We start from the raw sequence: 21,723 nt of genomic DNA, 5'->3' as shown, positions 1-21,723 counted from the left end.
TTCTCTGCACGCGGGTTCGATTCCCGCGGTGGTTCTTGTATATCAGGGAATTATTGAATACTTGATGGGTAAAATGAAGGTATTATCTTTTTGTTTTACTGACTGGGACAAAAAAAGGTTGCTTTAAAGGCTGACAGCAAAAGGCGGAAACAATTTGTCCCTAGAAATGTATGACGTTTCTAGGGTCAAATTGTTTTATAAGAAATAGGACCTTGATAGATTTTCAGAGGGCAAGTGTGCCACTCCCAGCATAGACCAGCCCTGTTTATCAGCAGAGTGCGGAAAGTATAGCTTCAATCGTCAACATAAACAACTTTGAGATTTCGCTTTGCAATCCAGTATATAAGCGGGCAGAATATAGAACCAAAAACAATCGTCTGCAGAAGTTGCCGTGGACTAGTTAAGCTTGTCAGTAATGCCCGTTCTTTCAGTGATAATAGCGCTTCAATGACGTGAACATTAATTATTGTTAAAGTCCCACACCATATTGTTTTAAGCTGTATCCTTTTCAGTGCGGCTGAGTATTTTTCCGGTGTTACTTCTTGATGATTTAAGCCGGATCTCCCGATGGTTAAACAAATTGTGCCAATGATAATACTAATAACGCCCATGAACTGGATCATTAACAAGATTTCAAAAGCCGTTTCATCATGATAAATAGGCAACGCGATGCCAACAATGTCAACAATCACTTCAAAGATAAGAATTCCCAAAACTGCGTACATCGAGGCGCGGCCAATAATTGCGAGTGCCCGTTCGTCAACGGGACCCTGAATGCCAAAAATGTTTTTTATCAGCTTCTTTTCAATTCGATTCACTTTCTTCCCTCCAAAATAAGGTGTTCAAATCAGTTTTTAGCGTCCAGGCTAGTTTGAGACAAAGATCCAAAGAAGGATTGTATTTGCTGTTCTCAATGAGATTAATGGTTTGCCGAGCAACGCCGATTTTTTCCGCCAAAGCCAGTTGTGACATTTTCTGTGCCCGCCGATAGTCGCGTACGCGGTTCATGAGTTTACCTCCCACCATCTTTAAATGTCACATTTATATGACATCATCAATGTACGAAAATTCTCACTGTTTGTCAATTATAATTGACACTTTTTCTAGTACTCTTGTTGGATTGAAATTTTTAGCCGGGGTCAATCGAAAAACGGCGACACCAGCGAAGCAAGGTGAGAAAATTAGGTCGTGACAAGATTACTTTCGTCTTGGGCAGGAATCGTGAATGGATTTGTGTAAGTTTGGGAGAAGGTGCGAGTTGAAAATAATTGACAGTGTGGCGAAAGCTTACAGTTTAGGTAGCGTTCGGCATCTACAGGCCTTGCACAATGGCAAAACCAGCATGGCATGGCAAGTTGAAGCAACAACAGGGCGATACATCGTTAAGACTATTCAAAGCCAAAAGCAAGCAGTCTTTGAGTTTGCAGTGAGCAATGCTGTGCGTCAGAGAAGTCTTGAACTCACGCCTGAGATCTTATTAAGTATCGCTTGTCAGCCATTTGTTGTCATTGAAGGCCAGACGTATCAAGTACAGGCATTTTTATCAGGCACAGAACGGCCGCCATCCTTACGTGAAACGCTTAAAAGCTATCGGCAAATGCGGCAAGTGTTGGATCAATTTGACTATTCATTTTCGCCACCAGATTCAATGCCATTGGCCGTATTATGGCGTGCCCATCGAGAAGCATTATCTGAAAAGAAGCCAGTTCTGTTTCATCAGATAGCCGCCATGGTTCCTGAACTGAAGCGCATTGATCAGTCCCGCGATGCTTGGATTCACGGAGACTTAGGGAAGTGGAATTTACTGGTGACTAACTCAGGGCAAGTCGTTGTCATCGACTTTGGTGAAGCTCGGCTTGGCCCGAAGTTGTTGGACTTTGCGGCGTTGTTTCAAGGTTTTATGCCGAAAAATAAACAGGATCTGATGGCATATTTGAATGAATTCTTGGCTTTATCTGGGATTCAAATTACTGACCGCCATCTTTTTCTGATGACGGTTCAGCTTTGGTTGGTGAAGGGGTTGTTGATTGTCATCAATGAGCAAGCTAGTCTTGCAGGCGTTTTTCAAAATGCAATCGAACTTGTTTCATCACTGGTATGATCAAATGAATGGTTAATTCACTCGCGCACAATTGATTTTCCCGCCCGAAAGTGTCACACTAAAAGTAAGTAACAAGAAAGGTGACGATACAATGGCAACGATCAAATTATCGCAGGCTTTTGTTGATTTGATGAAGAAGAAGCATATTGATCAGAAGACGTTGTTGCTGATTACAGATGATGGTGGCGGGCGGTATTCGTTGCAAGGCGGCGCCTGCAGTATCGGGACGAAGTTTACGTTGATTGTGCTTGATCAGCCGGATTCGGACTATCAGGTGAAATTGGAAAATGATGCGGGTCTGGATCTATATACGTCTGACTATGACATGATTTTCTTTGCCAGCGGTTTAGCGATGGATTTTCAAAATGGGGCGATCAGCATTAAGGATGATGCTCACGCTTATTTGGATGGCAGTGTTCGAATCGCCAATGGTGCAGATGTATTGGCAGCCTTCAAAAAAGGAATCATGGTTAGCGGCGCAACTTGTTAGCAAAATTGGTGCTGTGATGATTTAGCGCATTAGTGAAAATGAAATGGGTACACTTTTTGTGTTGCTGATGAGGCAAATTAATTGACGATGGTTTTGTCGTCTGCTAAGCTACAGCTAATAAAATTTGAAACAGAACGGAGGCATTTTCCAATGCGGATCAATGGACGCTTTACCCTATCAAATTTGAACGCAGGGACTGCGTTGGCAATCAGTTTTTTGGTTGCGGTTCGCGGGGATGCTTCTGGTCGTTAGTCATGTGTATGTTTTATTTGCGTTGATTAAAGGCGGCTGCGAAGCCGTCTTTTTGTGTGGCCGCGAGCAAGTGTGTTTTGAAGCTGTTGCGTAGGTGCATGATGTTGCCAAAAGCGCAGTCCCAACAGTTAGCGATTGGCCAGACCAATCGCTTGAAGGGGACTTAAAGCATGCAAACTATTTTACGAATCACTTCTATCCGATATCGCTGGTTGCTTGGCTTACTGACACTACGAGTGCTGATTGATGGTTTTAACGTTTTAATTTCGATGCTGATACAGCTTGGTTTGACCGTTGCACTTTCAGGACAGGTCAACTTGCTTGTGGCCATTTTTGCTGGGATGTTAGCGGCAGCGGTTGTCTACACTGGGATTTATTTTTTGTCAGGCGTTGTCACAGAACGTCTCAAACGACGAGTCAGTGGTGACATTGCGACCGCTTTGATGGCTAACTTTTTGCAAGACGACGCGACACAGGTCCCCGATAATGGAACTGCCACTAATCTGATCGTAACGGACACGCAGCATATCATGCAATTTCTGGATGCAGGGGTTTTGCCACTAGTCGATTTTGGGATCACGGTTTTTCTTGGCGTCATTTATGTCGTGACGCAGTCTTGGCATTTGGCACTGATGTTTGTAGCATTCGGCGGTTTATTTGCCGGTGTTTCGCGGGGCTTGTTTCGTCAACAAAATCAAGCGCAAACGACTTTTATTCAAATTGATGACAAGCACAAAGCGTTTTTCAATGATTTTTTGGCAAATGTCGCTGTGGTTCGCAATCTGAATGTGTTTGCTTACAATCGTCAACGACACGCTGATTATTTTCAGCAAGCGGCGCCAAGCATGAAGCAAATGGCAACGGCCTCTGGCGCGCTTGCCGGTATTTTCAATGGTGGCGTCTATTTGGCTGAGGTCTTAACGTTGATGGTGGGTTTTGCCATGTTAACCGTCACTGGCAGCTCAGTTGCCGGTCTGTTAGGTGCCTGGAATGCTGGCGTGGGTTCAATCCTATGGCCATTTTTGGGATTAGCGCCGACGATTGGTTTCTTGGCTCAGCAACGAACCTCTATTGATCGCGTATTGCCACGACTGACACAGCAGGTAATGCCGGTATTTTCGCCTATGAAGGGGGACTATCAGCCGGATACGATCAAAATTCGCGGCACAAAGGTGAGTTTCCATTACCCGCAAACGAATCGGGAAATTTTACAACATCTGGATTTTCAGATTCATAATCAAGGCATCACCTTTTTGATCGGCGCAAATGGTGCTGGGAAAACCACCTTACTGAAGCTGATTCTCAACGAATTGCAGCCAACGACTGGCAAAATCGAGATTCAGGGTGTGCCTGCTAAAATCAAGTCAGCATCGTTGTTTGCGTTTGTGCCGCAGCGGAGTGTGATGTTTACGGCATCCGTGACGGCTAATTTGCTATTGGCTTCTCAGGCTGATCCAACAAAGTTGCCTGCATTATTACAGCAACTGCAACTTGATCGGTATGCTGCCGATCTTGACCAGACGTTACAACCTAATCAATTGTCTCCGGGTGAACAGCGCCGATTAGGAATTATTCGCGGTATTGCCGCAGATAGTCCATTTATTGTTTTGGATGAACCATTGTCGGACATTGATGCGGTTAATCAACAGGCAGTCATGCAACTGCTGCGGCAGGAAGCTAAGAAGCGCGGGGTTGTGATCATTACGCACACGTTTGATTTTGTGACTGCGGCCGATCAGGTGTTGAAGGTGGGTGATCGCCATGATAACTGATTTGAAAAAAGTTTGGCGGCTTGTTGATAGTCCACTTGTCTCGATTTTATGGTTGCTGGCCTTGGGGTGTGCTGGTCTTGAGTTATCACTGGCACAAGTGATTCAAAGTGTGATGCAACATGCTGCTTTTACAGTCAGCATGATCACGTTAGCTGCAGCTACAGCTTTGGCGATAGGGTTAGGTCGCTTTGTGATGGCAAAGCTGCAAACGCGCGGTCAGTATCAATTGATTCAAAGAATTCAAACGCAATTGATGGCAGCTTTGGATGAATGGGCCGATTGCAACTGACAATCAAGCTAGCGGGCGGCGGGTCAACGGGTTCACCACGGATGTGCAGACTGCTGCGCCGTTGTTGATGCGCTCCATGACGGCTTTGGTGGTTGGTGGTTTTTCCTTTTTAGCTGCTGGAACATTTGGTCTATTCAGCTCTTGGCAACTAACGCTATTGATCATCGGTCTGTGTGCAACGGCACTTTTGATTCCGAAGATGATGTCCGGTCGCTTGCAAACAGCGCAAAATCAGCGACAGATTGAGAATAGTCAGATGCAGGAAAGCCTCTTGCAAATTTTGAACGGCCGCGAATTGTTAAAAAGCTATCAAAAAGAACAGTTTGGTATGCAACTATTTAACGGCGCCTATCAGAAGTTTTCTCAGGCACAGTATCAGATGGGGATGCAACAAGTCAAAACAGTTGTGATGGGATTTTCGTTGGGGCTCGTTTTTGACATTGCGATTTTAGGCATTGAGCTGCTATTTGTTGGCTTCAAGGTCATCACCATTGGTCAATTTGCTGCATTTTCCATGTTGACACCGAGTTTTACTTGGTTGTTTTACAGTATGCCAAGTCAGTATGCTGAATTGACGCGCAACTTGGTGTCTGTCAAACGGTTGTTGCCGTTGATCCAATCGCTGCATAAAGAGGAGTTGGCAGGTGGACAGTCACGACAAAAACCAGCTAAATTTGTTCTTCATAATGTCACTTACACGTATCCTGATGCTACGCAACCGACTTTGAACCAGCTACAGTTAGAGCTCGACGTGACTGCACACGCGAAAATGTTAATAACTGGTCCAAGTGGTGGCGGCAAATCAACTTTGCTTCGCCTCATGCTAGGTTTATTGGTGCCACAAGCTGGAACGATTCAGTTTGAAGATACAGACAAGCGCGATCTGGCGGCATCAGCAAACAGCATGAGCTTTGTCCCGCAGGTTGTTGCATTATTTGAGGACACATTGGCCAATAATGTCACGCTTGGCCGGCAAGTATCGGATCAGCAACTGACGCTTGTCCTACACCAAGTTGGGCTAACCGATTTTATTGCGCGTCTCCCGCAAGGACTGGCCACGCTTGTGCATGGCCAAGATGGTGTCAATGTGTCGGCTGGGGAATTGCAAAAAATCGGGATTGCCCGCGCTTTGCTGGCTCAGCGGCCGATGTTACTTTTGGATGAACCGTTCGCAAATCTTGATGCGGCCTCGGCACAGACACTTGGCCTCCTCTTGCGGCAGCTGCCGGTGGCGATGATTGTCATTTCACATCGGCATGATATTGGCCGTTTTTGGGATCATGCAGTCGTGTTGAAGGACGGCCAACTCCATGTGGCGGGCGAAATGTTACCGGGTGATTATTCTCGAAAGATTTAGTTGGCAGGGGTGATAGTCTCACGTATAGTTAAGACGTCATACTTTTAAATGACACACGGGCTTTTGCAGTTGGCATTTGTCCGCAAACGATAAGGGGGAGACACATATGTTCAACTGGTTGATTTTAGGCCACATTATTTTTGGACTCGTTGCTTTTGCTGGTTCATTGTTGCTGGCGCTAGGTTTCCGCACCTCTTTCCATAGCTTGACAGCCGTTCAAAAATGGGGCATTGGTTTGTCGATCGGCGGCTTGTTCGCCACGATGGCCTTCGTGATGTTTACGGCCGCTAATTTGATACCGGCAATTTTGTTCACACTTGCAGGGATCGCCTTGTTAGCCGTTTTGATGCGCAAATCAGCGCACGCATAGGCGTCAAGTCAGATGGTATTTTTGGTTCAGTTTAGCTGGTTGCGGCAACACGCTGTGATCAGCTTTTTTGTTGCCGGTCAGGAGTAGACAAGCGCATTTCTGTGGAAGGAAAATCCCAGTAATCGTGGTCTCACCTCCAAGTGTCGATTTATTGACTTTAACAACATTACATGCTTTAATGGTTTAAATAATTAAACGAAAGGGTGAAGAAATGTCAAGCCTAAAACAGTTGCAAAAAGAACTATCTGATGTTGGTGATTTTCTTGTCGCGCTGGGCGATGAAAAGCGTCAAGCGATTATCATCGCTTTGTTAGCGGATCAACCTTGTCAGGGAAAACGCGTAAGTGAACTGACGACGGCGACTGCGTTATCGCGGCCTGCGGTTTCACATCACCTGAAAATCTTAAAGCAGGCGGGATTAGTGGCATACCGGCGCGAGGGAACGCGGAATTATTATTATTTATCCCATGATACAAGCTCAATTAATCAGCTGAAACAAGTTTTGGATGATGTGACATCCGTGATTCAGGAGGCAGCAAAATGACAAAAGTACTTGTTGTGTTAACGAATACAACACGTTATCAGCATACAGATGAACCAACCGGATTGTGGTTGGGAGAAGCAGCAGAATTTGTTGATGCGATGCAGCAAGCCAACATCGCGGTTGACTATGTGAGTCCGAAAGGCGGCTTTGTCCCCCTTGATCCACGAAGCATGAAATATACGAACCCAGCAATCATGAAAATATATGAAGATCACGATTTTCAAGAACGCGCTTTGACAGCATCATTACGGCCAGAGCAAGTCAATCCAGCTGAATATGACGCCATTTATTTCACTGGGGGCCATGGCGTTATGTGGGATTTTCCAGACAATCAGGCACTTCAAGCAATAGCGCTGGCAATTTATCAGCATCAAGGATACGTGACATCAGTTTGTCATGGCGTCGCTGGTTTGCTAAATATCAAAGACCAAGCTGGTCAGTATTTGATTGCTGGTAAGAAGATCACAGGTTTTACACATGCTGAAGAGATTTTAGCCGGTAAACAAAAAGTTGTTCCTTTTTTAAACAAAACGGTTGCAAATAAACACAATGCTCATTTTGTACAAAAAAGAGCATATAAGTCGTTTGCAGTTCAAGACGGTCAGCTAATTACCGGACAAAACCCATTTTCTGTCAAAGCACTGACTGATTTACTGGTACCGCAACTCAAACATTAGTTTTTTAATGCTGATTTTATGTTGCCTATAAGCACTGATACATCGAACTTTTGTTGCCAAATGATGACGATGATGCAATGCCAATGAGTCAATTTTTTAAATTTTCACATTGACGAACTATTTTTTTAAAAGTATGCTGTTGCTAATTTCTTCGGAAGGAGTCGCCGTGATGACAAAGTTTAACCAAGCCATGTCCATGTCAATGTGCTGCTGCTGTGAATCACACAGCAGTTCTATTTACATGGCTAGGGTTTGGTTTGGGTGACGGGATCACTTGACTTGAACGAAGGACAAAACTGGCGGTGTATCTAGAACTCTAGATGCATCGCCAGTTTTATTTTGTTTTGGGAGATGAATTTTTTATGCAGAAGAACCACTTGGTAACAGCACTTATCACCGGCTTGGCACTCGCCACCATTCTCGTCGCTTGCGGCAGTAAAAACACTTCGGCGTCGGGTTCAAGGCAGACTTTGAATTTGTCAGAAACAGATGATCCAACCACACTCGATGTGAATGATATGCGGAACTCGAACGAAAATGACATTTTGTCTGAGGTGCAAGAAGGGCTGACGACCATTGAATCGACGAATGGCAAGGATAAGGTGGTGCTGACCGGCGCCAAATCTTATACCAAGTCGGCCGATGGATTGACCTATACATTCAAGTTGCGCGATGCAAAATGGTCAGACGGAAAAGCCGTGACTGCCCAGCAGTATGTTGATTCGTTTCAGCGTCTGCTGAAGAAGGAAAATGCTTTTGCGCAGGCTTCGAGCGCGTACTTTATCAAAGGGGCCGAAGCCTATAACACCGGCAAAGGCAGTGTGGCCGATTTAGGGGTGAAAGCCTTGGATGCGAAAACACTGCAAATCAGGCTGGCCTATGCTTATTCATCACTTTTGTCAGACATGGCGACCGTGATTTATTACCCAGTGCGCTTGGACAAGATTAACAAAGTCGGCAACAAAAAGTGGAAAACCGACGTGCAAGATCAAGTTTTCAATGGCCCGTTTAAATTGACGTCTTGGAAAAAGGACGACAAGATCACGCTCAAGAAAAATAAAACATACTGGAACGCTAAGAAAGTGAAGCTCCAGACCGTGAATTACACAACGGTGAAAAAACCATCAACGGTTCTTTCGCTCATGCAAAGTGGTCAGTTGGACGCACTATCTGCCTCAGGCAAGCTGATCAGCGATTTTAATCAACTCGCCAAAAGCAGCAAACTTGTCTCTCGAAAACAGAACGGTTCGACAACGAAAGTGTTGATCATGAATCAACACAACGGTGGAACCCAAGGACTTTTCAAAAATGTGAAGGTTCGTGAAGCTTTTTCCTTGTCAATTGATCGAACGAGCTATAACAAGGCAGTGAATGATGGTCGGGACAAGCCAACATACACGATGGTGCCGCAGTCGTTGGATGTGAGCGGGACCAATTATGGCGAGTACGTCGGCAATCCGTTGAAAACGGCACAGGCACAGTACAACACGAAGGCGAAGCGACAAGCATTGTTGAAAGAAGGTTTACAAGAATTAGGGAAGTCGACTGATTTGACTAAACTGAACTTTGTTTATTTGACGCTTGGCAGTGATGATACGGCCACATGGTTGAAGCAAACGATTCAGGAAAATCTTGGTGTCAAAGTGACCGTCAAAACAGCACCTGATACTGCCAGCTTTATCCAAATGCGAAATGACAATCAGTACGATCTGCTGGCCAATGGCTGGTTAGCAACGGCTGATCCGAACGCCTACTTGAGCCTATGGAATTCTGGCAATGGATTCCAAAAATTCTTTGGTGGCTATAACAGCAAGACTTTTGATGATCTGGACGACCAATTAAACGGTAACCTCACGACGGCGCAACGATTAACGCTCTACAAGCAGCTTGAAAATCAGTTGGTTGCCAAGGACTTCGGTGTCGTACCATTGACCAACCCGCAATCGCGGATTTATATCAATAAGTCTGTCAAGAATCTCCAAACGACGGTCTTCGGCGGTACGTTTAATTACACTTACGCATCAAAAGAATGATGACTTTTTGATGCTGATTGATGTTGGCGGTTGGTGTCCATAGGGTTTTAAAGGAGATGTCAGTTTATGCGGCATGACGATGTCAAAAGGGGGCAATTAGCACCATGGTCAAATTGATTGTTCGACGATTTGTTGAATTGCTGATTGCTACTTTTTTAATCGCAACGGCTACATTCTTTATGGTCGCGGCAGTTCCGGGAGATGCGTTGAGTGCGCAAACCGACAAATTGCCAGCAGCTACCAGAGCACAGGTGTATCAAAATACGGGCTTAGATAAGCCAGTCTTGGAACGTTATGGTATCACGATGAACAACATGCTTCATGGTCAATTTGGTGAATCAATTTCTGATCCGTCAGTGACGATTAGCAGCTTGATTCGGGATTGCTTGCCCGCATCGGCTCGATTGGGCATTCAACAGATGCTGTTTGGCATTCCACTAGGGTTGTTACTAGGTATTTTAGCAGCCGTGTATAAAAATACATGGCTTGATCGAGCGGTCACCATTGTAGCGCTTTTTCTGATGTCAATTCCAAGCCTCGTGCTGGGTTTGTTGTTGCAAAGCTACTTTGGAGGCAAACTTGGCTGGTTTCCAATCATTGGTTGGCCCAGCGGCGATCAAACTTGGTGGGGCGGCTGGATTTATACGATTTTGCCAACCATTGCTGGCGGCGTGACTTACATTGCAATCTATACCCGCCTTTTAAAAAATTCGATGGTGGATGTTGCCTCTAGCGAATATGTCATGACGGCTCGGGCAAAAGGACTATCAGAATCGCAGATAGTGTTGCACCACATTGTCCGCAATGCTTCAATTCCCATCATCACTTCTTTGCCGGTGACCTTGGCATTCGGCATCACGGGTTCAATTTTCATCGAAAGCATTTTTGTGATCCCTGGTGTCGGCCAATACTTCGTCACCGCCTTAAATAACCGCGATGTGCCCATCATCATGGGCGAAACCGTCCTACTGGCCATCCTCTACATCGTCACGATGTTTATCACCGATATGCTATACACCTTGGCAGACCCACGCATTAAATTATATGACAGAGCGTGAGCCAGCCCGGTTAGAAACCGGAGTGTAAGAGGCCTCAAGCGTGATGGCCGTACTTTGGCCATTGCGCTTGAGGTCCTTACACGGAGGTTTCTGGGCTGGCGAACGCGTTTAAGGAAGAGCGTGAGCTGACCCGGTTAGAAACCGGAGTGTAAGAGGCCTTGGGCGTGATGGGCCGCACTTGGGCCATTGCGACCAAGGTCCTTACACGGAGGTTTCTGGGTCAGCGAACGCGTTTAAACAAAGTGCCATTAAGGAGGCTAATCAACACATGGCCGCAAGCAATCAGGATTTTCAATTTTTTAAAAAAGTACCGACAGTTGGTAGTGAAGCTGCACCGGTTGTCTCTGACGCAACTTTTGATCAGTCAGGGGCAACGCCAGAAATCAATGTCCACGATGGTGTGCCTAAAAGTGTTGGTTTCTGGGCCTCAGCGCGTCACAAGCTATTCAAAGATCGGTTAGCCATGTTCTGGACCGTGATTTTGATTTTAATTGTCATGGTTGCGCTTATTGGGCCAAAAATACAACACTATGATCCAAATCTAATCCGAGTTGACAGTCGGAATATTGGTCCGAGTGCTGCGCATTGGCTGGGGACCGATCGACTTGGACGAGATCTTTTTACCCGTCTATGCCTTGGGGTTCAAGTGTCCTTATTGGTCGCCATTTTAAGTACGATCTTGGCGATTGGATTCGGAACGATCTACGGCATGACTATGGCATTTTTTGGCGGCTGGGTGGATGAAGTGATGATGCGGATCATTGAAGTTTTCAATTCACTTCCGAGTTTATTGATTACGATGCTGCTGATGATCGTGTTAGGCGACGGCGTTTGGACGATGTTATTTGCGCTGGCAGTGACTAGTTGGTCGAGTTCAGCACGGCAGGCGCGCGGTTTGGTGATGCAATTGCGCGGATTGGATTACGTGACGGCCGCAGTGATGTTAGACACCCCGCTATGGCGGATTATGACACGACATCTCGTACCCAACATGATGAGCATTTTGATTTTGGACATCGGTCAAAGCATTCCGCAGAATATTTTTGGTGAAGCAAGTCTAAGTTTCTTGGGAATGGGCATTCAGGCACCCAATACCAGCTTAGGGATTTTGATTTCAAATGGTCAGGATCAGATGTTGCAGCACCCCATGCAGCTTTATGTGCCGATTCTAGTGTTGGTTGCAATTGTTTTTGCTTTCAACATTGTCGGGGACGGCTTGCGGGATGCGCTTGACCCTAAATTCCAAAGCTAGGCTAATTTTAGCGCACATGACAGTAAGAGACGACCTTTGTCTCACCCAAAAGCTACTGGTATGTGCCTGAAATCAATGCGAAGAAAAGGAGGTTTTTTGAGTGATGCAGAAACATCATTGGGAAATTGTCGCAGGTGCGTTTGCAGGCCTTTTGTTGGTGACAACAGGCCTTGCACTGCGCCAGAACCATTTCCTGCTAGCCTTGTTGTGGGGGCTTCATCAAACCTTTTGGCTTCTTGCAGGTGTGACGGTGTTCTTGCTGGCTATGAGATTGATTTGGCATACTGAACGACCGCATGGCCATCTGACCGCACAGTTTATCAAACACTTACCGACAAATATAGAGATGAGTGTGCTAACGGCGATCAATTTGTTTGGCGGCATTATCGTCGATCTATTTCTATATGAAAAGTAAGTGGTTAGCGGCATTGTTAAGTTCAAAATGCGATTGAAGGAAGTGAACATATGACGGACATCGTCACAGTTAAAAATTTAAAGGTCATTTTTAATGAAGGTAATGAACAAGTTTATGCTGTTAACGGCGTGGATTTAAATTTGCGTCAAGGCGAAACGTTAGCGCTGGTAGGCGAATCGGGATCAGGCAAGTCGGTGGCAACCCATGCTTTGCTGGGGTTGTTGGGCAAGGATGCTGTGGTGACTGCTGACGAGATGCTGTATGGCGAGACGGATTTATTGCAGACGAGTCGGCGTCAGTACACCCATCTGCGCGGGCAAGAGCTGGGGCTGATTTTTCAAGATCCACTTAGCGGTTTGAATCCGACGATGCGCATTGGCCGCCAGATTGGCGAAGGCTTGAAGGTGCATCGCCATGTTCACGGTCGGGCCTTGAGGCAGGCGGTGTTTGCGGCGATTGAAGATGTCGGATTAGCTGACCCAGCTTTGATTGCCCGCAAATATCCGCATGAACTTTCTGGCGGTCAGCGTCAACGCGCGATGATCGCCATGGCGCTGGTGATGCAGCCCAAAGTTCTGATTGCTGATGAACCGACCACTGCGTTGGACGTGACGTTGCAGGCACAAATTTTGGCGTTGATTAAAGCGCAAAAAGCCAAACATGATTTGAGTGTCATTTTCATCACTCATGACTTAGGCGTGGTCGCAAACATTGCGGATCGTGTGGCGATTATGTATGCGGGCAAAATTGTCGAAGTGGGGACAGCTAACGAGATTTTCTATCATCCCCAGCATCCCTATACTTGGGGATTGCTAGATGCCGTTCCTAGTTCAGATGATCAACGTGACCAATTGTTTACCTTGCCGGGAACGCCACCTGATTTGCATCAACCTATTAAGGGGGATGCTTTTGCTCCGCGCAATCCTTACGCAATGCCAATCGACTTTAAAAAAGAACCGCCGTTGTTTCAAGTATCGCCGACACATTTTGTACGTTCGTGGTTATTAGATCCGCGAACCCCACACTATCAGCCACCAGTCACTATTCAGAAACGTTGGGCGCGATTTGCTCAGTTGCATGCTGAACAGACAAACGATCCAGTAGTTGAAAGCCAGCAAGCGGGAGGTGTGCCAGTTTGACAGAACCGTTATTGACGATGAACGATCTAAGTGTCACTTTTTATAAAGGGCGGCAAGCAATCAAAGCCGTCGATCAAATTAACTTCACGATCAATGCCGGAACCACAGTCGGCTTGGTTGGCGAGTCTGGGTCAGGTAAGACAACAACTGGCCGCGCTATCGCTGGGATTGGTCCGATTTCCGGTGGTGATGTTCTTTTTGGCGGTCAGTCGATCCGTCATTTCTCACATGCGGCGCGCAAAGACTTTCGCCGTCAGGTCCAGATGGTGTTTCAAGATCCGTTCGAATCCTTGAATCCGCGGCAAAAAGTGGTCGATATCATTGCTGAAGGCATCGACAATTTTCATTTGGCCACCTCGAGGGAAGTAAGGCTGGCGCAAGTTTTACGGCTGTTGACGCAGGTTGGTTTACCTGCAGACGTGATTAATCGTTTTCCCCATGAATTTTCTGGCGGACAACGGCAACGAATAGGCATTGCTCGAGCTTTGGCGGTACAGCCTAAGTTTTTAGTGCTTGATGAGCCGATTTCAGCGTTGGACGTGTCGATTCAGGCACAGATTGTCAATTTGTTGCGGCAAATTCAGCATGAACAACACTTGACCTATCTTTTTATTGCTCATGATCTATCGATGGTTCACTACATTAGTGATAAAATTGTGGTCATGTATCAAGGTCGCATCGTTGAGGTAGGCGATACAGATGCGATTTATCACCATCCGCTGCATCCTTACACGCAGACGCTGCTGTCATCGGTTCCGCAGGCTGATCCAATGCTTGAGCAGCAAAAACCGGTGTTGCACTTTGACCGGCAGGCGCTTGATCCGACTGCCTCACTGGTCGAAGCAGCACCGGCGCATTGGGTGTTAGCGCAATAAACGCGAGATGAAGGTGTTTAGCATGTTAAGTTATGTGATTGATGACGATTTTAAGTTGGCATTACCGCGTCCGCGGCTGGATTCAGCACCGCTCTTTGCAATTATCGATCAAGAACGCGATGATATCGGTCGATTTTTACCTTGGGCGAATGGATTAAAAACGGAGGCCGAGGAAGCAGCATTTTTGCGGAGCGTCAATGATCATTTTGGCCGTGAGGAGTCAGTGAACTTGGTTTTATGGTATCGGGATGAGCCGGTTGGGATGATCAGCTTCAATCATTTTCGTCCGAGTGATGAAAGTGGTGATATCGGTTATTGGCTTAAACAAGCTGTGCGTGGTCACGGGCTGATGCATCGGGCGGTGAAAGCAATGTGCCAGATCGGTTTTGAAGAGTACGGGGTCAACAAAGTCATCATTCGCGCCGCTGTTGACAATGCACCAAGCAATGCCGTCGCTCAAAAGGCCGGCTTTCATCACGATGGCACCCATCGCGCCGGGGAAAAACTGGCAGATGGTTTCCATGATGAAAATGAGTATTCCTTACTACGCAGTGAGTGGATAAAACCACAATAAAACAGTGTCCCGCTATCGTTAAAACGCGGTGGGACGCTGTTTTTTTGTGGTTGCTAGGCAGAGCACATTATTTAGTTTCAACCCACTTTTCAAGCAGGTAAACATTCACTGCTGAGATCAGTAACGTTGCGATGATAAAGACGACAATGCCAACGCCGATGCTTGAGGCGCCAGTCAAGGCATCATTGTCATAACCGCCAAAAGGCATTAAGATCAGGCGCTGAACTTGATCGAATATGGTCGAGGCAACGATGATGACTACCAGATAGATGCCCCATTGAACAAGCCGAATTCGAGTTTCAGGCAAGAAGGCCATAATGGTCACTGATAAGAGGTGAACGAGACTGATAAATGCCCAGATAAAGATCCCCAAGGCAATCAGGAGTACCACCATTTCGGCCAAGGTGGTGACGGGGCCACCTGTTGGTACATGCATCCCCCAACGCATCACCGCGAGGGCGAAAAGAACAATGCCTTCGATGGCGGCGTAAAATAGAAATGATAGGCAGGTTGCCAGCAGGTTCGCTGTATAAAGTTTTAAGTTGGTGGTTGGCACTGATCGATAGTAGTTATTAACCCAAACTCGTTCCTGCATGGTTGCCAAGCTGACAAAAAGCACGAAGCCGCCAATAACAGCGTATCCGAAGAGAAAAGATGAGCCAAGATCAAGCGTGATTTTGGCTTCACCACTGAACATCCCTAATAAGAGAGACACAATGGTCGCAACCAAAGTCATGATAAATGTTTTAAAAGCGGACAGTGAACGTTGCCGTGTCAGTGTTCGCATGATCGTCCAAGTGTTAGTCACGTTGGTCACTCCCTTCATAGAAACTTTCATAATAGGCTTCAATACTCATACCGGTTTCTTCTCGCAGCTCTTCGGCATTTTTCTGTGCCACCACGTGCTTGTCTTTAATGATGACAACCTCATCCAACACATTGGCAACGTCGCTTACGTGATGATCCGAAATAATCACGGTTGCCGCTGCCGGTTTCCACGCAATCAAGTTACTGATGATCCGTTTGCGCGTCATGCTATCGATACCTTCAAAAGGTTCATCTAGCAGATAAAGTTGCGTTTGTCGGGCAAGGGTCAGTGCAGCGATCAATTTTTTGCGATTACCTTTTGACAGGGCCGCCAGCTTCTGGTGGGAATCAAGATCAAATGTCTTCAGGAAGTTAGCAAACTCGGCTTCAGAAAAATCAAGATACATGTCGGCATAATAAGTGGCAATTTGCTTGAGCGTTCGATTTGGGTTGACGCCATTTAACGACTCACTGAAGCTGCTTAGTTGTTTCCGTTCAACAATACTTTCTGATGAGCCAATTTGAATGGTGCCATGAAAAGTGGTCGCGACCCCGTTTAACAGTCGCATCAATGTGGTTTTGCCGGCACCGTTTGCACCTAATAAGCCGATGAAGTGACCTTGAACGAGGTCAAGATTCAAGTCGTCTAGAATCACTTTACGATTGCGTTTATAAGTCAATTGTTTGACTGTGATCATGTTAGTTGTCATGTTTTACCTCCTGCTCATCAACATAAGCGGCGAATGCGTCTTTCATTTCCTCATCACTTAAATTCAATTCTGATAGTTGGTGATAAAGGCGATCTAATTCTGTCGCAATGACGCGTTTTTTCATATCAATTAGCACTTTCATATCATTTGTGACGAAATTGCCGCGTCCCCGTTTTGTTTCAAGGACGCCTTCCTGAATGAGTTCAGTCAAGGCGCGCTGAACCGTGTTGACATTGACGGTTAGGTCTGCGGCAAGTTGCCGAACAGCCGGTAGTTGATCGCCTGATTTAAGTCGATCGGTGATGATTTCCTGATACAAGTATTGTTTGATCTGATAATAGATTGGGATCTTATCGTCAAATTCCACGGTGTGCCTCCTTACTAGTGTATTAGATTACTAATACACTATACCAAGGATCTTGTGTTTTGGCAAGTTAATTCACTTAAATAGTTGATAGACGAAGCAAGAGCGTTTGTGGTTTTAATTTAGTGAGATCGTGTTAGAATGCAAAGCATGAAGCTTCAAATGAAGGCGAGGGCTTATGCTCATGAAAAAATGGATCAAAGTCATACTGGCAGTGGTCATCGTACTCATCATTAGTGGCGGTGCGTGGTTTTGGATGAATCGCGGGTCGGCACCGTCCACTGCGCGAGCAGCAGGTACGTACCAAACGCCAACATTGTTTGTTCATGGTTTTGGTGGTGGCTATGGATCGGAAAAAGATATGATTGCTGATCTCAGCAAACATCCCGGGTATCAGCAAGTATTACGCTATACCGTCACCAACACTGGGCAGTTGTCCGTGAGCGGTTCTTGGTCTGCCAGTGTGAAACACCCACTGATTGCCGTTGTCTTCAGCAGCGGCCGACCAGATGCGCCAACCTTAGGTAAAATTCTCAAACAACTGAAGAAACGTTATGGTATCAAGAACTTCAACGCTGTCGGGCACTCGGCCGGTTCGGCTGCTTGGGCAAACTGGGCAGTGACGCCAGATAAGCAGGGGATGCCGCAATTGCGGCGACTAATCACGATTGCCGGGCCGTTTAACGGGTTTCCCGGTATGCCGGGAATGAACGGCGGACAGCATATTACCCTTGCTAAAGATGGGCGGCCTAACGTTATGTCGGATCGGTACAAACCGTTGTATGACAATCGCAGGTATTTTCCCAAAACTGCCGCCGTTTTGAATCTATTTGGCAACCTAGGCAAGGGCACAGATGGCCGAGTGCCAGTCAATTCAGCACGTTCCTTGCGGTATGTTGTTGCCGGGCGGGCGAAAAGTTATACTGAGCGCGAGATTACCAATAGCAAGGCGCAGCATAGCCAGCTACATGAGCACAACCCATTGGTGAATCGGTATCTGTATGAATTTCTGAATAATGGGAAAATTACGAACTGATTTAATTGAATGAGACATTAAAAGGCCTTCGACAACTTGCTACCTGTCGAAGGCCTTTCGTGTTTTAGTCATGATGTCATTTTGTTAGAGATTGTATTGATGGCGCAGTTGTTGAAGGCTGGGACTTTTTTGGAGAAAAGCCATTTCGGGATCAGCGGTGAAGATTTGCAACAGTTGCCGTTGAGCTTCCTTGAGCGAGACCTGTTCCTTGCTTTTGGCTGGGGTCAAATGCTGCAATACCAGTGGCTGCGGTTGATTGAGATTGGCCAACACCTCTTTAATGATCGTAACAGCTTGATTTGGGTCATTACTAGCTTCTGCAACTTTCAACTGAGCTTCGAGCGTATAAGGATTGGAGATAGGGATCAGGTTGTCTATTTTTTGGCTCATGTCAGCATAACGTTTGGCAACAGCAAGCTGGTGATCAGCAAGACCAACTTGAGTGAGTACATTCAGAATAAGCGAGACGGCCCCCAAGCCAGTACCAAGCAACTTTTCGCCGCTAATGTAAGCATCCTTGAGTTGACCGCGCTGTAATTGCAATTTTGGCTCCATGGCGTTATAGGCGACCACTTCAGGAGGTAACAGCGTCAATTGCTTCTCGGCAGCATCAAAATCTTTTTCCTTGAGGTACAGGTAAAAGAGACTTTGGGCCGCTACTTGTGCCTGTGGCAGATCAGTGCTCTTTTCCGCAGTTTGATAAATGGCAACAATTTGTTGATACACTGAAGGCCAGTCTGCTTCAGGTATTTGACTTTTCAGACTTTGTAAAAAAGCCGCAATCATCAACTGCAAACTTGGCACTGATGGGTAATGTGCAATCTGCGCTTCGGCCAGATCGACGGCTGCTTGCCATCCGGCATCTTTGGCAGTCGTCATCAGTTTTTCGTATAGGTGGCGACTCTCTTCTGGATCCATCGTGACACTGAAAGTAAGCAGCGTATTAACATCCGTGCCTAAAATGCGAGCCAACGCTGGCAGCAAGGTAATGTCAGGATATGACACCCTTTTTTCCCATTTACTAACAGCTGGGGCCGAAACGCCAATTTTGTCGGCGAGTTCCTCTTGCGTGAGTCCTAAAGCTAGGCGCCGTTCGCGAATCACTTGATCAATATGCATGATCGTTCACCCCTTCCTTATTCACCTTCATTATCGTTGCCAAGGTGAAGGAAAACAATCGCGCTGTTTTCAAGTTTGGCACAGAAAAATTAACTGTTGGTTAAGTTAGTTGAATTGCGTTACCAAACCTGGGCCACCGCCATTATCAGGAGCATGATCCCAAGAATTGGCCGCAAGATAGCTGTCAGCAGGCGCGGATCGAAGCGATTGAGAATACGCGGGGTAATCGCGGCACCAACCAGCGAGCCTAACATCAATAAGCCGCCGACCTGCCAAGCAATCGTGCCTTGGGTGGCGTGCAAAAGGCAGCCGATGACTGACAAAGAAACTAAAGCGTACGAAGAAGTCGCTGCCGCATGAGGCATGTCGAGTCCCATTAACATGAGACCGGCCATGATCGGGCCGCCACCGCTTAATCCGGCAACACCAACCATGAGGCCACTAATTGCGCCGAGGACATAGGCGAACCACGCAGGTTGCGTGGATTTTTTGACTTTGCGCGCGAACGATTGACGTAACATTTGGACACCGAGCACTACAAAAATGACCGCGATCGCCCATGAATAGACGACTTCGGGAATATGTGGCGCTGCAAGACTGCCAATAATCGTGGCAGGCACGGCGGTCATCAGGATTTCGTTACCCGCGTGAAAACGCATATTTCCTGTACGATAATGGCTGTAACACCCAACCGCCAAGGCCGGAATGGCGGTAAATAGCGATGTCGCCGCAGCGGTGCCGGGTGACAGATGCGCGACGCCGGTCATGATGCCAAGGTAAAAAGCACCGCCACCGCCGCCCATTGTCATAATAAATGCCCCGACCAAAAAGCCGAGGAAAAGCAAGATGATTGTCATGTGTGATTCCTCCGTTAACTAATGCTTCTATCGTATCGCATTTATGGATGGAAAGATTGTTAAAATGGCTGCTATTTCAGGCCGCTTTCATACGCCCTTTTAAAATTCGACGTTGTTACTGAAAATATTGCGTCTTATGATAGAAACCGAAGGGGATTGATCATGGCGAAGACAACGATTGAAGTAAAAGAAACTAATGCTCGGCACGCATTGCTTGTGATCAGCATTGTAGCGCTCATGTCATTTTTGGGGGTGTTAACCGAAACTTCAATGAATGTCACTTTTCCAACTTTGATGCATGATTTTAATGTGTCTTTGACGACCGTCCAGTGGGTGACTTCGGGCTATCTTTTGGCCGCGGCGCTAATCATGCTGAGTTCTGCTTACATGAAAAGAAGATTTACCAACCGACAGCTGTTTGTGACGGCAGCATTGCTGTTCATTATTGGCGACTTGATGTGCGCACTGGCACCAGTGTTCTGGGTGTTGCTTGCGGGCCGGCTGGTTCAAGCAGGTTGTGTCGGTTTGTGTAGTCCTCTGATGGTCAATATTATTTTGGATACGGTACCGACAAGTAAACTTGGTACCTACATGGGCGTCGCGAACCTCATTATTCTGATTGGACCGGCGCTTGGACCAACCTTTGGCGGTGCCGTGGCAAACTTCTTTGATTGGCGAATGATTTTCTGGAGCACCTTGCCGTTTGCAATTTTGTTACTTGTGCTGGGACAGGGAAGAATCAAACAATACACGCCAACTTCAGATTTTGCTTTTGATTGGCTGCGTTTTACGGCTCTCGGTGTGGCCTTGATCAGTTTGACCGTTGCACTGAATGGTGTCAGTGATCAGAAATGGTTAACTGCGTGTGTGGGTTTATTGATCGTGGTTGCAGCCATGACAGTTTTCGTTTGGTTGTCAAATCATCACGCCAAAACTTTGTTTAAGTTGGATGTTTTCCACGATCCAGGGTTCTTATACAGTTTTCTGCCATATATTCTCTTGCAGTTTTCGAATGTTGGAATTAATTTTTTGCTGCCAAACTATGTGCAAACTGTTGACGGGGCAACTGCTTTTATTGGCGGATTAATTCTCTTGCCTGGCAGTGTCTTCAATGGACTTGGTCAGCCGGTTTACGGTTGGATGTTAGACCATTTTGGTGGACGGTTGCCGTTATTTCTTGGCAACACGCTATTTACGCTCGGCGTGCTCGGCTTTACGATTTTTGGCCGCCACATCAGCGTACTTTGGGTCACGATCTTGTATCTGATTTTTGCCATCGGCCGTTCCATGGCTTTTGGCAACAGTACAGCATATGGCTTGAAAGTCATCCAACCTGATGATCAAAGCGACGCGAATGCCCTATATAGCACAGGGCAGCAAGTGACAGGTTCAATGGGGACTACCGTTTTAGCTGGCATGATGACGGCTGTTACTATGCCAGGCTTGTCTCACGCCCAAAATGTTGGGATTGGCAGTCAGCTGGCTTTTGGCCTGCTACTAGCAATTGGCATCTTAAACTTCTGGTTGTATGCTCGTCTGTTCAAGCTGACAAGTATAAAAAAAGTTGAATGTTGAATAAGGTAAGGCATTTCTGGTTTATGATCTAAAAAACCGCCTGTACTGAATCAGATC

Annotated in this window: 22 protein-coding genes and 1 pseudogene; 16 read left to right on the top strand and 7 right to left on the bottom strand. The window is 46.4% G+C overall.

What is annotated here, in order from left to right; all coding sequences use genetic code 11:
• Positions 1-293 precede the first annotated feature (293 nt).
• Positions 294-818 (bottom strand): DUF3278 domain-containing protein, encoded by a 525-nt coding sequence (locus LBPC_RS09630; protein ID WP_004562067.1) that lies wholly within the window; start codon positions 816-818, stop codon positions 294-296.
• On the bottom strand, positions 805-1,008 hold the full coding sequence (locus LBPC_RS09625) for a helix-turn-helix transcriptional regulator (RefSeq protein ID WP_016365960.1): 204 nt from the start codon (positions 1,006-1,008) through the stop codon (positions 805-807). Before LBPC_RS09625 ends, LBPC_RS09630 begins: the two co-directional genes overlap by 14 nt.
• Before the next feature lie 217 nt (positions 1,009-1,225).
• Between LBPC_RS09625 and LBPC_RS09620 the strand changes: the two genes are divergently transcribed.
• The 14 genes and pseudogenes from LBPC_RS09620 to LBPC_RS09550 all read left to right on the top strand — a co-directional run bounded on the left by LBPC_RS09620 (position 1,226) and on the right by LBPC_RS09550 (position 15,198).
• Positions 1,226-2,101 (top strand): phosphotransferase enzyme family protein, encoded by an 876-nt coding sequence (locus LBPC_RS09620; RefSeq protein ID WP_004562069.1) that lies wholly within the window; start codon positions 1,226-1,228, stop codon positions 2,099-2,101.
• 91 nt (positions 2,102-2,192) lie between these two features.
• A complete protein-coding gene (locus LBPC_RS09610; RefSeq protein ID WP_016383585.1) occupies positions 2,193-2,591 on the top strand; it encodes an iron-sulfur cluster biosynthesis family protein in 399 nt (132 codons plus the stop codon).
• Between the two features lie 422 nt (positions 2,592-3,013).
• Positions 3,014-4,615: an ATP-binding cassette domain-containing protein gene (locus tag LBPC_RS09605; RefSeq protein WP_025376093.1), complete on the top strand. Its 1,602-nt coding sequence runs from the start codon at positions 3,014-3,016 to the stop codon at positions 4,613-4,615.
• A pseudogene (locus LBPC_RS09600) lies at positions 4,605-6,261 on the top strand (ATP-binding cassette domain-containing protein). The gene LBPC_RS09605 and the pseudogene LBPC_RS09600 overlap by 11 nt, the downstream one beginning before the upstream one ends.
• Before the next feature lie 106 nt (positions 6,262-6,367).
• Positions 6,368-6,631, top strand: coding sequence for a hypothetical protein (locus LBPC_RS09595; protein WP_004562075.1), 264 nt, complete (start codon positions 6,368-6,370; stop codon positions 6,629-6,631).
• A 211-nt stretch (positions 6,632-6,842) separates the two neighbouring features.
• On the top strand, positions 6,843-7,175 hold the full coding sequence (locus LBPC_RS09590) for an ArsR/SmtB family transcription factor (RefSeq protein WP_003566249.1): 333 nt from the start codon (positions 6,843-6,845) through the stop codon (positions 7,173-7,175).
• The gene (locus LBPC_RS09585) at positions 7,172-7,852 is read left to right on the top strand and encodes a type 1 glutamine amidotransferase domain-containing protein (RefSeq protein ID WP_003573210.1); all 681 of its coding nucleotides are present in this window, start codon (positions 7,172-7,174) and stop codon (positions 7,850-7,852) included. Before LBPC_RS09590 ends, LBPC_RS09585 begins: the two co-directional genes overlap by 4 nt.
• 362 nt (positions 7,853-8,214) lie before the next feature.
• Complete coding sequence (locus LBPC_RS09580; RefSeq protein WP_016377171.1) at positions 8,215-9,885, top strand: peptide ABC transporter substrate-binding protein; 1,671 nt, start codon at positions 8,215-8,217, stop codon at positions 9,883-9,885.
• A 104-nt stretch (positions 9,886-9,989) separates the two neighbouring features.
• Positions 9,990-10,943: an ABC transporter permease gene (locus LBPC_RS09575; RefSeq protein ID WP_004562079.1), complete on the top strand. Its 954-nt coding sequence runs from the start codon at positions 9,990-9,992 to the stop codon at positions 10,941-10,943.
• 268 nt (positions 10,944-11,211) lie between these two features.
• Positions 11,212-12,195 (top strand): ABC transporter permease, encoded by a 984-nt coding sequence (locus tag LBPC_RS09570; RefSeq protein ID WP_003591198.1) that lies wholly within the window; start codon positions 11,212-11,214, stop codon positions 12,193-12,195.
• 103 nt (positions 12,196-12,298) lie between these two features.
• Entirely contained in the window at positions 12,299-12,610 is a 312-nt protein-coding gene (locus tag LBPC_RS09565; RefSeq protein WP_004562084.1) for a hypothetical protein, read from the top strand.
• A 50-nt stretch (positions 12,611-12,660) separates the two neighbouring features.
• Positions 12,661-13,749: an ABC transporter ATP-binding protein gene (locus LBPC_RS09560; protein ID WP_004562085.1), complete on the top strand. Its 1,089-nt coding sequence runs from the start codon at positions 12,661-12,663 to the stop codon at positions 13,747-13,749.
• Positions 13,746-14,624, top strand: a complete 879-nt coding sequence (locus LBPC_RS09555; protein WP_016365827.1) for an ATP-binding cassette domain-containing protein — start codon at positions 13,746-13,748, stop codon at positions 14,622-14,624. Before LBPC_RS09560 ends, LBPC_RS09555 begins: the two co-directional genes overlap by 4 nt.
• 22 nt (positions 14,625-14,646) lie before the next feature.
• The gene (locus LBPC_RS09550; RefSeq protein WP_016377170.1) at positions 14,647-15,198 is read left to right on the top strand and encodes a GNAT family N-acetyltransferase; all 552 of its coding nucleotides are present in this window, start codon (positions 14,647-14,649) and stop codon (positions 15,196-15,198) included.
• A 67-nt stretch (positions 15,199-15,265) separates the two neighbouring features.
• On the opposite strand, the gene LBPC_RS09545 is transcribed toward LBPC_RS09550, so the two are convergent.
• Genes LBPC_RS09545 through LBPC_RS09535 form a run of 3 tightly spaced genes read right to left on the bottom strand, consistent with a single transcriptional unit; the run spans position 15,266 to position 17,082 of the window.
• A complete protein-coding gene (locus tag LBPC_RS09545; RefSeq protein ID WP_016383581.1) occupies positions 15,266-16,006 on the bottom strand; it encodes a hypothetical protein in 741 nt (246 codons plus the stop codon).
• On the bottom strand, positions 15,999-16,715 hold the full coding sequence (locus LBPC_RS09540; RefSeq protein ID WP_004562089.1) for an ATP-binding cassette domain-containing protein: 717 nt from the start codon (positions 16,713-16,715) through the stop codon (positions 15,999-16,001). Before LBPC_RS09540 ends, LBPC_RS09545 begins: the two co-directional genes overlap by 8 nt.
• The gene (locus LBPC_RS09535) at positions 16,705-17,082 is read right to left on the bottom strand and encodes a GntR family transcriptional regulator (protein WP_003566227.1); all 378 of its coding nucleotides are present in this window, start codon (positions 17,080-17,082) and stop codon (positions 16,705-16,707) included. Before LBPC_RS09535 ends, LBPC_RS09540 begins: the two co-directional genes overlap by 11 nt.
• A gap of 175 nt (positions 17,083-17,257) precedes the next feature.
• On the opposite strand from LBPC_RS09535, the gene LBPC_RS09530 reads away from it, so the two are divergent.
• Entirely contained in the window at positions 17,258-18,115 is an 858-nt protein-coding gene (locus LBPC_RS09530) for an alpha/beta hydrolase (RefSeq protein ID WP_003573233.1), read from the top strand.
• An 84-nt stretch (positions 18,116-18,199) separates the two neighbouring features.
• Here LBPC_RS09530 and LBPC_RS09525 read toward each other — a convergent pair whose 3' ends face one another.
• The gene (locus tag LBPC_RS09525) at positions 18,200-19,234 is read right to left on the bottom strand and encodes a helix-turn-helix domain-containing protein (RefSeq protein WP_004562090.1); all 1,035 of its coding nucleotides are present in this window, start codon (positions 19,232-19,234) and stop codon (positions 18,200-18,202) included.
• Between the two features lie 119 nt (positions 19,235-19,353).
• The gene (locus LBPC_RS09520; protein ID WP_004562091.1) at positions 19,354-20,091 is read right to left on the bottom strand and encodes a sulfite exporter TauE/SafE family protein; all 738 of its coding nucleotides are present in this window, start codon (positions 20,089-20,091) and stop codon (positions 19,354-19,356) included.
• A gap of 162 nt (positions 20,092-20,253) precedes the next feature.
• Here LBPC_RS09520 and LBPC_RS09515 point away from each other — a divergent pair, with 162 nt between their 5' ends.
• Positions 20,254-21,666, top strand: coding sequence for an MFS transporter (locus tag LBPC_RS09515; RefSeq protein WP_004562092.1), 1,413 nt, complete (start codon positions 20,254-20,256; stop codon positions 21,664-21,666).
• The last annotated feature ends 57 nt before the right edge of the window (positions 21,667-21,723 follow it).

Origin of the sequence: Lacticaseibacillus paracasei subsp. paracasei (assembly GCF_000829035.1) — a bacterium.
GTDB lineage: Bacteria > Bacillota > Bacilli > Lactobacillales > Lactobacillaceae > Lacticaseibacillus > Lacticaseibacillus paracasei.
Note: the sequence above shows the minus strand (reverse complement) of the source record. Positions and strands in the feature narration are given on the sequence as shown.